The organism is Thermodesulfobacteriota bacterium (assembly GCA_040756475.1).
GTDB lineage: Bacteria > Desulfobacterota > Deferrisomatia > Deferrisomatales > JACRMM01 > JBFLZB01.
In genome coordinates this window covers 1-14,104 of the sequence record JBFLZB010000119.1, presented here as the reverse complement: position 1 = coordinate 14,104, position 14,104 = coordinate 1, and the positions used below count along the sequence as shown (strand labels likewise).

The window sequence follows — 14,104 nt, the reverse complement described above, 5'->3', positions numbered from 1 at the left end:
GGCGGGGTGGATTCATTTTTCGATTTCGAGGGGGGGCCCGTCTGCTTTGCGCCCGACCGAGGCTGAGGTAGCTCCTGCCCGCCGCCCGGCCGGGGAGGGAGTTCGGGGTGGCCCTTTTGCCACGCGAAGCGGCGGACGAGTGGACGCCCTGCCACGGACACGGGCCCCGCCGTGGAGGGGGCTTCTGTGAAATATCCGCGCCGGATCTGGGTTTGACTTCGCTTGGCGGAGAAGTGGGCGACCTTGGCACAGGGCTTGCTTCCCCTGGCGCGGACCCAGTTGGCTTCGACGGCACCGGCGCAGGAGATCCCATGCCCTTTCAGCATACCTTGAAGTTTCCCGTCACCCTCTCGGGGGTTGGGCTGCACACCGGCGAGACGGTAACCCTGCGCCTGCTCCCGGCCCCCTCCGGGGGCGGTGTGTGCTTTCGGCGGGTGGACCTCTCGCCGGCGGTGGAGATCCCGGCCCGGAGCCAGTACGTGGTGGAGACGACGCTGGCCACGGTGCTGGGCCGCGACGGCGTCCAGATTTCCACCGTGGAGCACTGCCTGGCGGCGCTGGCGGCGCTGGGCGTGGACAACTGCACCGTGGAGGTGGACGGACCGGAGCTGCCGATCCTCGACGGGAGCGCGACCGCCTACGCCGAGGCGATCCTGCGCGTGGGGCTTCGCCGGCAGAGGAGCGTGCGCCGGGCGCTGCGGGTGGAAAAGCCCATCCGGGTGGAGAGCGGTGAGAAGTTCTGCATCCTGCGGCCCGCCGACACCTTTCGCGTCACCTACACCATCGACTTCGAAGGGCGGTTTCCCGGAGCCCAGCACTACTACCTGGACGTGGGGGCCCGCACCTTCGCCGAAGAGCTGGCCCCGGCCCGCACCTTCGGCTTTCTGGCGGAGGTCACGTACCTGCGGTCCGTCGGCAAGGCGCGGGGCGGATCCCTGGAGAACGCGGTGGTCCTGGACGACGGCAAGGTGCTCAATCCCGAGGGGCTTCGGATGCCCGACGAGATGGTACGGCACAAGATCCTCGACGCCGTGGGAGACCTGGCCCTGGCGGGGATGCCGATTCATGGACACCTGATCGTCCACAAGGGAGGGCACGCCCTCCACGACGCCTTGGTGAAGGCGCTCTTGGCCCGGCCGGATGCGTGGTCCGTGGTGGAGCACGCAGCCGGCTCCCCCCGCCAGGAGCGGCAGCCCGCGGCCCCGAGCCCCCTGGTTCCCGCCCACGCCTGAAACCTCCCGCCCCCGGCAGCCGGGAAGGGGGCGCGACGAACGCGGCCTCCTGCCGCAAGCGTCGGACCGATCCCGAAAGGTCCCGGGCTTGCGCGCCCCCGCACCGCTCTTCTAGAATGCGGCCTTTCCCCGGGCGGCCCGAGCCGCCTCGCGCTCTCCACCGGGACGGCCCATGGGACTGCGGCGTACCCTCGCCCTTGCCTTCGCCCTCTTCTTCCTACTGTTCGCTGCGCCCGGCGAGGGCCGCTCCCGCCAGGCCTCCATCGAGGGGGTGAACCTGCGGCGCGGCCACCAGTCGGACCTCCTGGTCGACTTTCGGGTGGAGGGAATCCGCACCCGGCGCGTGCTCGAGACCCTCGACAGCGGCCTGCCCGTGCGCTTTACGTACTGGGTTCGGGTGGTGCGCCCCCGGGACGTGCTGCGCGACGAGGTCGTGGCCGAGGTGCAGCTCGTGCGGGTCCTGGAAAAGGACAACCTCAAGAACCGGTTTCGCGTGGTCTCCGAGGAGGGCGGTGAGGGGGAGGACGTGGGCACCCTCGACGCCGCGCTCCAGACGATGGCCCGGGTGGAGGGGGTGAGCGTGCTGCCCCTGGAGGTGCTGGGGAGCCGGGGCCCCCTGGTCCTGCGGATCAAGGCCCAGCTCCAGAAGTTCCGGCTGCCGTTCCACCTGCACTACCTCTTCGCCTTCGTCTCCTACTGGGACGTGGAGACCCCCTGGACCGACGTGCCCCTGCCCGCGTCTCCCAACCTCGTGCCATGAAGGGTGTGGCGAAGGCCGGCAGGTTGCTTCGCCGGGGTCCCGTGCTCCTCACGGGGCTCTTCGTCCTGTGGGTCGGGCTCACGCTGACCCAGTGGCGGCTCTTCGGCCAGATGCAGGGAGGGCGGCTCCTCGAGGCCCTGGCGGTCTTCGGGCTGGTCAACCTCAACATCCTGCTCCTGCTGCTGCTGCTCTTCCTCACCCTGCGCAACCTGGCCAAGCTCGCCTTCGAGCGGCGCAGGGGGGTCTTGGGGGCCAAGCTCAAGACCAAGCTCGTGCTGGCCTTCCTGGCCATGACCGTCATCCCCACGGCGCTCCTGTACCTTACCAGCGCCGGCTTCCTCGCCCGCAGCATCGACAGCTGGTTCAGCAGCCGGGTGGAGGGGGCGCTGCGCCAGGCCCTGGAGGTGGCCCGCGCCTACTATGGGGTGGAAGAGGAACGTGTCCTCCACTACGCCCGCCAACTGGCGGAGGCGCTTCCCCGGGAAGGGCTGCCGGGCGATCTGGCCGGCATGGAGTCGCTGCTCCTCTCCCGTGCGGTGGAGGATCAGTTGGGCGCCGTCACGGTCATCTCGGCCTCCGGCGAGGTCTTGAGCGTGGTGGCCAACCCCCACTTCCCCCTTCCGGATCTGGCCGGCGCCGAGTCCCCGGAGGTGCGCCAGGCCCTGGCAGGGCGGGAGGCGGCGGGCCTGGGCCGGTTTTCTTCGGGCGACTTCCTCCGGGGCGCGGCCCCGATCTGGGATGGGGCCGGCGGCACCGTATGGGGCGCGGTGGTGGTGGATGGGTACATGCCGGGACGCACCCTGGACCGGCTCGAGGAGATCACCGCCGGGTTCGAGGAGTACCGGCAGCTCGAAGTCCTCAAGGCGCCGATCAAGGCCAGCTACATCCTGCCCCTGCTCCTGGTGGCCCTCCTGATCGTCTTTGCGGCCACCTGGTTCGGCTTCTACCTGGCGCGGGGGATTACGGGGCCGATCCAGGCGCTGGCCGAGGCCACCCAGCGGGTGGCCGGGGGCGACCTGGACTTTCAGCTGGACGTGGCGAGCGGCGACGAGGTGGGTACCCTGGTGGACTCCTTCAACCGGATGACCCGGGACCTGCGGGCGAGCAAGGCCCAGGTCGAAGACGCCCAGGCGACCCTGCACCGTGCCAACGAGGAGCTGGAGGGGCGGCGCCGGTACATGGAGACCGTGCTCGGCCGGGTGGCGGCGGGCGTGCTGAGCGCCGACCGCAACGGCGTCGTCACCACCCTGAACGCGGCGGCCCGGGAGATGCTCGGCGTGGGGGAGGAGGTCCTGGGGCGCCCCTACCGGGAGGCCCTGGAGCCCGCCGTCGAGGCGGTGGTGACCGGCCTCCTGCGCGAGCTCGGCTCTTCGCGCCAGGACGCGATGCAGCGCCAGGTGTCGGCGGAGCTGGGCGGACAACGGCGCTCGCTCCTCATCCACCTGACCCGGCTGCGCGACGAGGGGGGCGAGCTCCTGGGCACGGTAGCCGTGTTCGACGACCTTACCGAGCTCGTGCGGGCCCAGCGGGCCCAGGCCTGGCAGGAGGTGGCGCGGCGCATCGCCCATGAGATCAAGAACCCGCTCACCCCCATCCAGCTCTCGGCCCAACGGCTGCGCCGGCGCTACGCGGAGCTCCTGGAGTCCGCCGACGGGGAGGTGCTGGACCAGGCCACCCGCACCATCGTGGCCCAGGTGGATGGCCTCAAGAAGCTCGTGGACGAGTTCAGCCGGTTTGCCAAGATGCCCGAGTCCCGGCCGGTTCCCGCCGACGTGAACCGCCTGGTGGAGGAGGTGGCGGGGCTCTATCGCCCTGCCCACGGGCAGATTCAATTCGACGTGCGCCTGGCGCCCCAGCTGCCGATCCTCGAGGCCGACCCGGAACAGCTCAAGCGGGCGCTGGTGAACCTGCTCGACAACGCCGTGGCTGCCCTGGAGGGGACCGAGCACGGGCGCATCGAGGTGCTGACCGGCTTCGAGCCCGCGCGCCAGGTGGTCCAGGTGGTGGTGGCCGACAACGGTCCGGGCCTCGATCCCCAGGCGCGGGAGCGGCTCTTCGAGCCCTATTTCTCCACCAAGAAGGGTGGCACGGGACTGGGGCTCGCCATCGTCAAGAGCATCGTGGCCGACCACCGCGGGTACGTGCGGGCCGTGGACAACCACCCGCAGGGCACGCGGTTCGTGCTCGAGCTTCCCCTTCCGGGAGTCAACCCATGAGCCGGCGCATCCTGGTGGTGGACGACGAGTCGAGCATCCGCGAGAGCCTCAGGGGGATCCTGGGGGACGAGGGGTACGAGGTGGCCACGGCCGCCTCCGGCGAGGAGGGGCTTTCCGCGGTGGAGGCGGAGGACCCGGACCTGGTGCTCCTCGACGTTTGGCTGCCCGGCAAGGATGGGGTGGACACCCTCCAGGCGCTCAAGCACACGCACCCGGAGCTGCCGGTCATCATGATGTCGGGTCACGGCACCATCGAGACCGCGGTGCGGTGCGCCAAGCTGGGCGCCTACGACTTCTTCGAGAAGCCCCTGAACCTCGACAAGGTCCTCCTGGGGATCGGAAACGCCCTGCGCACCAGCCGTCTGGCCCAGGAGAACCGCTACCTGCGTGCCCAGTCCGTGCGCACCCACGTCATGGTGGGGTCGAGCCCCGCCCTGGAGGAGCTGCGCGAGCAGATCCGGATCGTGGCAGCCACCCGAGCCTCGGTGCTCATCACGGGAGAAAACGGAACCGGCAAGGAGCTCGTGGCCCGCGCGGTCCACGCCGGGAGCCGCCGCCGGGACGGGCCCTTCGTGGAAGTCAACTGTGCCGCCATCCCCGAGGACCTCATCGAGAGCGAGCTCTTTGGCCACGAGAAGGGCGCCTTCACCGGGGCCGCCGCGCGCCGGCGGGGGAAGTTCGACCTGGCGGACGGCGGCACCCTCTTCCTCGACGAAATCGGGGACATGAGCCTCAAGACCCAGGCCAAGATCCTGCGGGTGCTCCAGGAGATGCGGTTCGAGCGCGTGGGCGGGGGGCGAACCCACGAGGTGGACGTGCGGGTGATCGCCGCCACCAACAAGGACCTGGAGGAGGAGATTCGGCAGGGCCGGTTCCGGGAGGACCTCTACTTTCGGCTCAACGTCATCCCGTTCCACGTGCCTCCCTTGCGGGAGCGGCGCGACGACATCCCGGCCCTCGTGTCCCACTTCATCGGGCAATTTTGCGCCGAGGAAGGACGCGACCCGGTGGAGATCGAGCCTGCGGCCCTGGACCTCCTGGAGCAGTATCCCTGGCCGGGCAACGTGCGGGAGCTCAAGAACCTCACCGAGCGCATGGTGATCCTGTGCCGGGGGGACCGGATCTCCGCCAGGGATGTCCCCCCGGCAGTCCGGGCCGCGAGCGGCGGCGCCGCGGCTGCGGGGCCGGCCGAGGAGGGGCTCGGCCTGCGGGAGGCCCGGCGCACCTTCGAGCGCCGGTACATCCTGGGGCACCTGGAGGAGACCGGCTGGAACGTGCCCCACACGGCCGAGCGGATCGGCCTGGACAAGTCGAGCCTGTACAAGAAACTCAAGGAGCTCGACATCGAGCTCCCGTCGGGATAGCTGCGGGCCCCCGGGCCGAACCCCTTGCCGTGGTCAAGTCTTCCGGTCCCCGGCCGATCAGTCCGGGGATACCACTGCTGCGTGCCCGAGAGGGTTTCTTGGACGACTCCTGTTCCGGCCTGTCCCGGCCCCTGCGCGAACTGGCCAGCCGCCTGGCTTCGGCCGACGATCTCCACTCGGGGGTCGAGGCGGCCGCGTGGGCCTGCCTCGATACCTTCCCGTTCTACCGCGCGTCCCTTGCGCTGCCCGGGCGCCGGTTGGGGCATTGCTACGTGGCTGCCTCGTGGGCGCAACAGCCCGAGGAGGAGCTGGACGGGTATGATTTTTCCCTGAGGGGGCACCCCTTGGAGAAGGTCGCCCGAGACGGGGTCGTGGTGGTGCGGGCCGAGCCCCTGGGCGACCACGCCGACCCGGTGCTCGCGCGGCTGTTCCGGGGCGAGGGCAAGGCGGAGGAGCTGGGGGTCCCCCTGGAGCTGGAGGGGCGGCGGGGGCTGCTCATCTTCGCGAGCCGGGAGAAGGGAAGCTTTGGTCCCACCGCGCAGGCGCTGGCGATGGACGTGGGTCGGCTGCTCGCTTTGTGGGTGCGCCCCTGGGCGGGGCCCGACGCGCCCCACGTCCTCAAGGACCAGTACGAAGGACTCCTGGAGGGCTCCCTGGACGGGATCGCCGTACTCCAGGGAGGCCGCGTGGTGTACGCCAACGGCTCCTTCGGGGAGATCTTCGGCCTGGCGGAGCCGTCTCAGACGCCGCTTGCCGGCCTGCTCGCGCCCGCATCGCGCACCGCATTCGAGCGGGCGGTGGAGAGCCTGCGCCGGCGCTCGCGGCTGCTTCCCCGCCTGGAGGTAGAGGCCCGAAACGCCGCGGGAGACACGCTCCACCTGGACCTGGGTTTGCAGCGGATTCTCTACCGGGGAGAGCCGGCCCTGCTCGTCCAGGTACACAACGCCACCGAGCGCGCCGAGCGGGAGCTCCAGGTGCGCGCGGCCCACGAGCGCCTCGATGCCCTGCTCCAGACCCTGGCCCACGACATCCGGGGCCCCCTCACCAACGTGGTGGGCTTCTCGGAGCTCCTGCTCGAGCGGCAGCAAACCCTCGGCGCCACCCAGACGGGGGAGATGTTGGGAGTCATTTCCCGGGCCGGGCGCAGCATCAAGGACCTGGTGGAGGGGTTGCTGGAGTACAGCGCGCTGGGACACGCCCAGGCTCCCCTCGAAGAGGTTCCCCTGGGCCCCCTCCTGGCGGTGGTGGAGCGGGAGCTCGAAGGGACCCTGACCCGCACCGGAGGCCGCCTGGAATACGACGGCCTGCCGGAGGCCGTGGGGGGCAGAGCGGTGGAGCTCGCGCGGGTCTTTCGCAACCTGCTGGAGAACGGCCTGCGGTACGCGAGGCCCGGCGAGACCCCTCGGGTGCGGTTGGGGTGCCGGGGTGAGGAGCAGGGATACTTCGTGTTTTGCGTGGAGGACAACGGTGTGGGCCTGGAGCCCGGAGAGGCCCGGAAGGTCTTTACGCTCTTCCACCGGGGCGAGGGGGGTGGTGCGGGAGTCGGGCTCGCCATCGTGGAGCGGATCGTCCGGGGACACGGGGGGCGCGTGTGGGCCGAGGGCGAGCCGGGAAGCGGCAGCCGGTTCTACGTGACGCTTCCCAAGCCCGCTGCGTCCGAGGCGTAGTGGCGTCCGAGGAGTTCCTCCAGCTCGGGGTCCGCGCCCTCGCGCCGGATCCCCGCCACGCTGCCCCACCGCGTGGGCCGACTGTGCACCACCCGGCCCCCCAGCCCGAGCACCGCCTGGCCCGACACCAACTGGAACCGGATCGTTTCTCCCGGGTCGGCGCAGACCCCCTGCAAAGCCACCCCGCGCCGTTGCCGAGAGGTCCCGCGTCTTCCTGCCCCGGTTGCCCCCGGGGGTGGGGAGACGGTACCATTTTGCCTCGGTGGGCGCCCCCGCTCGGGCCGGAGGTACGGGTTGGATCGCTGGAGGAGTGTCGGCCGGATTGCTGCCTGTGCTGCGGCGCTGTTCGGGAGCGCGTCCGCCGGGGCCGAGGAGTTTCGCCGGGGGCCGGTGGTGATTCCTCTGCCCCCGCCGCCCGCCCTGGAGCGGCCCCTGGGGTTCGCGCCCTGGGGCGACGTGCGCGCGGCGCGGTGGCCCGAGGGATTTGAAGCGGGCCTCGGCGCCGCCCTGGAGCGGGAGGGGGGCGTGCTCCTGGTCGGGCGGACCGACCCGGTGGGCCCCGGGGCGCTCAACGATTCCCTGGGGCTCCAGTATGCGGTGAGGGCAGCCGCGCTCCTGGCAGCCGGCACTTCGCGGGAAACCTGGCGCTTCGCGTGCGCCTCGGCAGGGGAGGATGCCTCCGGCCCCCCGGGGGTGACGGCGTTTGCCTGGGCGCCGCCGCCGGCTGTGGCCCGGAGCCCCTCGCCGGTGCTCGTGCTCGATCCGGCGCCGCAGCTGCCCAGGGGGGCCTGGCTGTGGTCCCTCTGGCGCGAGGGGGGCCAAGCCTCCCTGTGGTCCCTCGCCGCAGGGGAGGGCGAGCAGATCTGGGGTCCCGGGCCCGGCTCCCGCCAGGTCTTCGTGCCCCTGCCGGGAAGGGCCGAGGAAGCGGCCGTGGGGGCCCAGTACGCGGGCACGGGGTCGGCCGTGGTGACGGTGCGGCCCGCGCCCGCCCGGGAGGAGGCAGGCCTGGGCCTCGCCGTGGCGGAGGTGGAGGATTGGTGGGCGCGGCTGCGGCCGACGGTTCCCCAGGGTTTTTCCGGGGTGCACGTGTGGGCGGGAGGGGTGCCGTACCCGGTGGCGCTCCGGGCCGGCGGCGCGGCGGATGTGAGGGTGGCGCTCCTGCCCGGGGAGAACCGGGCCTACCTCCAGGCGCTGGATGCCCGGGGGCGCGTGGCGGTGGGGCCCGCGGTGGCGGTGCCCACGGTGCGGGGCGAGCCCCCGGTGCGCCTGACGGTGCTGGTGTGGGAGGGCGACGGGGTGGATCTGGACCTCCATGCCTGGGCGGGCCCGGCCCATACCCACCCCCAGGATCCGGATGCGGCCTTCTCCGCCCGGGCGGCCCCCGGCACCCGCCTGCTCTTCGACGGCGACGGGGCAGGGCGGGCCTCGGCCCTGGCGTCCTGGGCGCAGGAAGAGGAGGAGTTGGAGGTCTGGTGCTACAGCGATCTCTCCGGGGGCGGGGCTCGGGCCTGGGTCTACCGGATCGACCGGCCCGAAGACCGGCTGGAGCTCCGGCGCACCCTCCATGGTCCCCGGCGGATGTCGACAAACCCCCTGGAAGCCCGCTGGCCGTTGCCCGGCTCCTGGGCCCCGTGACGGGAGTGGAGGGCGGATGCTGAGACGAACGTCCACCGTGCTGGCGCTGCTGCTGGCCCTGGCCGGGGGAGTGCCCGGGGGGGGAAGTGCCCAGGACGCGGCTCCCGAGGCCCTGAGCGACTACGAAGCCCGGCTCGAGGAGATCGCGCGGGAAGTGGCGGCGATCCGCGCGGAGCTGGAGGTCCTGGTGGCCGAGGTGGTGGAGGGGGAATCGGGGCGCGCGTTCGTCTTTCTGGAGCGCCCCGGGGCGGAGTGGAAGCGCAGCGGGGTGACCTTGACCCTCAACGGCCAGCGTGTGTTCTCCCGGCCCTTCACGCCCGCGGAGCTCGACGTGCTGGAGCGCGGCCTGCCCCTGGAACTCGGGCAGTGGCGGCTGCTGGCGGGCGAGCACCGGTTGGCCCTGGGGCGCCTGGGGCAGGACGCCCCCGAGGCGACCACCCTCACCCTCTCCCGGGGAGCCACCGCGGCCTGGGTCGCCGTGCCCGGAGACAACGGCGTCGCATGGCGCGCCGAGTAGCCCTGGCCCTGGCCCTGGCCCTGACTGCGACCGGATCCCCGGGGGCCGCTTCCCAGCCGGGGCTCCTGGAGCGGGCGGGGTTCGCGGAGGCCCTGCTGGGACGGTGGGAACGCGCCCTGTCGCGCCTGCACGGAGCGGACCGGGCCTCGACGTACTTTCGCGCTTCGGCCCTCCTGGCCCTGGGCATGCCGGAGCAGGCCCTGGGAGTCCTTCGGGAGCTCAGCACCACCCCCGGCGCGTTCTCTGGCCCGGCCCTGGAACTGGCGGTGACCCGGCTCTTCGATGCCGGCGACCACGCGCAGGTGGTGGCCTGGGCCGACACTTCCTTGGCCGACCGGTTCCAGGATCCCCACGCCCTGCGCTACGCCGTGGGCCAGAGCCGGTATCTCCTGGGCGATGCGGCCGGGGCCCGGCAGGACCTGGAGCGGGTCGAGCGGGGGGGCCGCAGGCCCTATGCCCTCCATACCCTGGCCCTCATCCACTTTCAGGAGGGGCGGCTGCGGGATGCCGTGGATCTCCTGGGAACGGCCATCGAAGCGGCCGGGGTCGAGCCGGGGGGCGCTCTCGGGGCGGCCCTGGCAGATCGGCTGCGCCTGACGCGGGGCAGGGTGCTCTACCAGGCCGCGGTGGGGTTGCCCGAGCTGGCGGCGCAGGAGCGAGGGCGCCTGTTTTCCCTCGCCCGGGAGCAGTTCGGGCAGGTGAAGCCCGGGTCTCCCGAGTACGCGGGGGCGCTGCGGGGGATCGGGTGGTGCAGCGCCGAGATGGGAGATTCCGCCAGGGCGCTGGGGGCGTTCGAGGCTGCCGGCGCCCTCGACCCGAGGGGGCGCCACGAGGACCTCTGGGCCCAGGGCCGCGTATACCAGCGGCTCGGGTTTCACGACGAGGCCGCGCGCTTCTACGGCGAGGCCCGGGAGGCGGCCTTCGGGGAGGCGAAGGCCCCGGGGGGGGACGCGCCGGGGAGCGCCGTCCCGGACGCGCGCAGGTGGGCGGACCTGGGCCGGCGGGCCGTCCAGGTGAGACAACGGGCCGAGGGGCTGGCCGTGACCGCGGCCGAGGTGGAGGCGGCTCTCGGTGCGCGAGACCACCGCCTCGAACGGGTCGCCGGAGTCCTCGGCGAGAGGCGCGCCGTGGCTCGTGCGCGGCTCGGAGAGCTGGAGGAGCTGGCCGCCCGGCTGGCCCAGTACATGGACGAGGTACCTGCACACGCGCTCTTTCCCCCGGCCGCGCGGCCGCGGCTGCATGTGGTCTCCTCCCGGCAGGAGGAGCTGGCCCTCCAGATCGCCCGCACCGAGGCCACGTTCTCGGTCCTGGGGGGGAGCGAGCTCTGGGACGGGGCTTCCCCCGCGCTCCAGTCTCGGGGAAGGGCGCTCTGGGGGCGGCTCGGGGCCGCGGGAGATCGGCTGGCGCAGGCCCAGCTCGCCTTCCTGGAGACGCTCAAGGGGCGGGTGTCGGAGCGCGAAGCTGAGCTCAGTGGGGCCATCTCGAGTCTCGGTTCCGCCACCCGGGGGCTCGCGGAGCCGGCGGCGGAGCTGGAGCGCCGGCTTGCGTTGGCCCTGGCCGGCCAGGAAGTGGACCGCGCCCGGCTGGCACCCCTGCGCACCCGCCTGGACGACGTGACCCGGAGGCTGCGAGGGATCGAGGCGGACGCCGAGACCCGCAGGCGCCGGGCCGGCACGGCGGCAGCGGCCCGGGAGGCCGAGAGGCTGCGCCTGCGGGCCGACGCCATCGCGCTGGACGAGGCCCAGGCCCTCCACCTGTGGCGCGAGGAGCGGGCAGGCCCCAGGGGAGGCGTGCGACCATGACACCCCTGCCCTGGGCCGCCCTCCTGGCCCTCTGGGTCGCCGCGTGCGCGGGTCCGCCCCTGCAACCGCAGCACCCACCGGCCGCGTCGGGACGGCCCGGGGACCGGACGCCGCCGCCTGCGGCTTCCCCGGCTCCGGTATCGGTGGACGAGGCCTCCAAGCGGGCCGCCCAGCGGCTCGAGGAGCTGCGCCGGCGCGAGCCCGTTGCTTCCGTCTCCCCCCTGCCGGAGCAGGACGAGATCCGGAAGCGGTACGAGGCGCTCCTCCAGCGCCCGGGGACTCCCGAGGAGCGAAAACCCGAGCTCCTCCTGCGCCTGGCGGAAATCGACTACCGGGAGGAGGAGGCGGCCATGCGCGCCGCCTATGAAGCGGGAGAAGGCGACGCCGTGCCGCCGGGGGACCGGTACCCGAGGGCCGTGGCGCGCTTCCGGGAGCTCGTCGACCGGTTTCCCTCGGCCCCCCAGGCCTTGCCCGCTTTCTACAACCTCGGCTACCTCTACGCCGAAGAGGGGGACGGAGAGCTCTCCACGTGGGCGTACGGCGAGGTGCTGGCCCGCGACCCCCAAAGCCCCTACGCCGACGAGATCCACATGCGCCTGGCCGAGGCCGCCTTCGACGCCGGCCGGGTGGAGGAGGCGATTCCCCACTACACGGCGGTGGTGCGGGGCGCCAAGCCCGAGTATGCGGACAAGGCCTTGTACAAGCTGGGCTGGTGCTTGTTCAACCTGGAGGATTACTCCGGTGCGGTGGACTCGTTTTCCCGCGTGCTGGGCCGAGGGGAGGCGAGCCCCGAGGATCTGCGGCGCGAGACCCTCGTGATCCTGGCCAAGGCGCTCCTGGAGTGGGGCGGGCTGGGGCCGCTTTCGTCCTACCTGGCGAGCCGCCCCGAGGCGGCCCCGTACGGTGCGACGCTGCACCGGCTCCTGGGAGAGCTCTACGCCGACTCGAGCCGATACCGGGAGGCCGTGGCCGTCTACGCCGCGGGAGTCGAGGCCTACCCGGGGGCGCCGGAGTGCCTGGCCCTGGAGCGGGGCATCCTCTCGGCCCTGCTCATCGCCCGCGACGCCGAGGGCGCCAACGAGCGCCGGGTCCTGTGGGCGGACCGCTACGGGCCGGGTACCGAGTGGGACCGGCTCCACGGCGCCGGTCCGCTGGGGGCCGAGCGGGACGCGTTCCTGGAAGAGGGGCTGCGGCTGGCGGCCTTGCACTACCACGGCCGCGCCCAACGGGGCCAGGGGGGGCTGGAGCGGGCGCTCTCCCTGTACGGGCGGTACCTGGAGCTCTTCGGCGCCTCCACCGAGGCGGGCTACGAGCTGGCCTACGCCTACGCCCAGGCGTTTCGGGAGGCGGGGCGTCTTTCCGAGGCGGCGGCCCAGTACCGCCGGGTGGCGGCCCATCCGGCCCTGGCCACCCACCGGGAGGAGGCGAGCTACCGGCGCATCCGGGTGCTGGAGACCCTGTATGCCGAGGATGCCGGGTACCTGGAAGAGCTGATCGGGGCACACGAGGAGTACGTGGCGCGAAATCCCGCCTCTGCCCTGGTTCCGGAGATCCTCTTCTCGGCCGGCGAGATCCTCTTCGGCGCCGAGCTCTTTGCGCGAGCCCGTGGCCAGTTCCAGCGGGTGGCCGACGCCGCCCCCGGAGCACCCCTGGGACCGCGGGCCTGGGAGCGCATCGGCCGGTGCCGGTTTCGCGAGGGCGACTACGCCCGGTCCGAGGAAGCCCTGCGCCGGGCCCTGGCCGAAGGCCTGGAGGAAGCGCTCGTGGCGGACGCGCGGCAGCTCCTCTCCTTTGCCGTCTTCCGGCAGGGCGAAGGACGGGAGGAGGCCCAGGACCGGGAGGGGGCCATCGGGCACTTCGGGCGCCTGGCCGACGAGCTCCCCGAGGAGGACGCCGCCCAGGTGGCCCTGTACCGGGTGGCCGAGAACCTGCGGGCCCTGGGGCGCGACGGCGACGCCGCCCGGGTCTACGACCGGCTGGCGCGGCGGTACCGGGGCTCGGAGTACGCCGAGAGCGCCCTGGGGCTCTCCGCCCAGATCTTCGCGTCCCTGGGAGAGTGGGAGGACGCCGCCCGGGGCTTCGAAGCCCTGTACCGGACCGACCCGGACGGGGCCGGCGCCCCGGACGCGCTCTTCCGCGCGGCCCGGGCCCTGGAGCGCGCCAACCGCCGGGACGGGGCGGTCCGGCTCTTTGGCGAGCTGGCCCGGAGATTTCCGGAGGACCCGCGCCGGGCGGAGGCGCTCTTCCGGCAGGGAGAGCTCCTGCGGGTCGCCGGGCAGGAGGAGGATGCGGCCGCGCGCTACCGGGAGGCCTGGGAGGCGCAGGGGCAGGGGCCGGGGGATGGCGAGGCGTTTCGGGCCCGGGGGGCCCTGGCCCTGGGGCGACTGGCCCTGGACCGGTTTCGGGGGGTGGCCCTGGAGGGCGACCTGGCCCAGGCGCTGGAGCGCAAGGAGCGGTTCCTCACGGAGGCGCTCGAGCACCTGGCGCGCGCGGCGAGCCTGCCTTACGCCGAGACCCTGACCGAGGCGCTCTTCCGGGCGGGGGAGTCCTTCGAGCACCTGAAGGATGCTCTGCTCGCCTCGGAACGTCCGGGGGAGCTCACCGACGAGGAGGCCCAGGAGTACGAGTTCCTCTTGGAGGAGAAGGCCTTTCCCCTGGAGGAGCGCGCCGTGGCGTACTACCGCAACGGGGTGGCGGCGGCCCGGGACGCCCAGGTGCACACCCCGTGGGTCGACCGGATGTTCGAGCGCCTGGAGACCCTGGTGCCTTGGGCCTTTCAGCGCACCGAGGAGCCGGCCGCGGCGTGGAGCATCCGGCCGCCGCCGCTGCCGGCACAGGAGGCGGGGCTGTGAAGATCGCGTGGCTTGCCGTGCTGCTCCTGGGGCTGGCGGGGGGGGGGGGGGGGCCCCCC

Annotated in this window: 10 protein-coding genes; 9 read left to right on the top strand and 1 reads right to left on the bottom strand. The window is 72.9% G+C overall.

Annotated features, from left to right (window positions below; all coding sequences use genetic code 11):
- The first annotated feature begins 311 nt into the window (after positions 1-311).
- The 5 genes from lpxC to AB1578_15815 all read left to right on the top strand — a co-directional run bounded on the left by lpxC (position 312) and on the right by AB1578_15815 (position 7,239).
- Positions 312-1,232 carry a UDP-3-O-acyl-N-acetylglucosamine deacetylase gene (gene lpxC, locus AB1578_15835; protein MEW6489373.1) on the top strand — a complete coding sequence of 307 codons (921 nt, stop codon included), beginning with the start codon at positions 312-314 and terminating at the stop codon, positions 1,230-1,232.
- 172 nt (positions 1,233-1,404) lie between these two features.
- Positions 1,405-1,992: a DUF4390 domain-containing protein gene (locus tag AB1578_15830; GenBank protein ID MEW6489372.1), complete on the top strand. Its 588-nt coding sequence runs from the start codon at positions 1,405-1,407 to the stop codon at positions 1,990-1,992.
- Positions 1,989-4,208: an ATP-binding protein gene (locus AB1578_15825; GenBank protein ID MEW6489371.1), complete on the top strand. Its 2,220-nt coding sequence runs from the start codon at positions 1,989-1,991 to the stop codon at positions 4,206-4,208. The genes AB1578_15830 and AB1578_15825 overlap by 4 nt, the downstream gene beginning before the upstream one ends.
- Entirely contained in the window at positions 4,205-5,572 is a 1,368-nt protein-coding gene (locus tag AB1578_15820; GenBank protein MEW6489370.1) for a sigma-54 dependent transcriptional regulator, read from the top strand. Before AB1578_15825 ends, AB1578_15820 begins: the two co-directional genes overlap by 4 nt.
- 98 nt (positions 5,573-5,670) lie before the next feature.
- On the top strand, positions 5,671-7,239 hold the full coding sequence (locus tag AB1578_15815; protein MEW6489369.1) for a PAS domain-containing sensor histidine kinase: 1,569 nt from the start codon (positions 5,671-5,673) through the stop codon (positions 7,237-7,239).
- Here AB1578_15815 and AB1578_15810 read toward each other — a convergent pair.
- On the bottom strand, positions 7,200-7,421 hold the full coding sequence (locus tag AB1578_15810) for a hypothetical protein (GenBank protein ID MEW6489368.1): 222 nt from the start codon (positions 7,419-7,421) through the stop codon (positions 7,200-7,202). The genes AB1578_15815 and AB1578_15810 overlap by 40 nt on opposite strands.
- A gap of 112 nt (positions 7,422-7,533) precedes the next feature.
- Here AB1578_15810 and AB1578_15805 point away from each other — a divergent pair, with 112 nt between their 5' ends.
- The 4 genes from AB1578_15805 to AB1578_15790 are packed head-to-tail and all read left to right on the top strand — an operon-like array spanning position 7,534 to position 14,045.
- Entirely contained in the window at positions 7,534-8,874 is a 1,341-nt protein-coding gene (locus tag AB1578_15805; protein ID MEW6489367.1) for a hypothetical protein, read from the top strand.
- Positions 8,875-8,890: 16 nt separating this feature from the next.
- Positions 8,891-9,391 (top strand): hypothetical protein, encoded by a 501-nt coding sequence (locus tag AB1578_15800; GenBank protein MEW6489366.1) that lies wholly within the window; start codon positions 8,891-8,893, stop codon positions 9,389-9,391.
- Positions 9,376-11,193 (top strand): hypothetical protein, encoded by a 1,818-nt coding sequence (locus AB1578_15795; protein MEW6489365.1) that lies wholly within the window; start codon positions 9,376-9,378, stop codon positions 11,191-11,193. The genes AB1578_15800 and AB1578_15795 overlap by 16 nt, the downstream gene beginning before the upstream one ends.
- Positions 11,190-14,045: a tetratricopeptide repeat protein gene (locus AB1578_15790; protein MEW6489364.1), complete on the top strand. Its 2,856-nt coding sequence runs from the start codon at positions 11,190-11,192 to the stop codon at positions 14,043-14,045. The genes AB1578_15795 and AB1578_15790 overlap by 4 nt, the downstream gene beginning before the upstream one ends.
- Positions 14,046-14,104 lie beyond the last annotated feature (59 nt).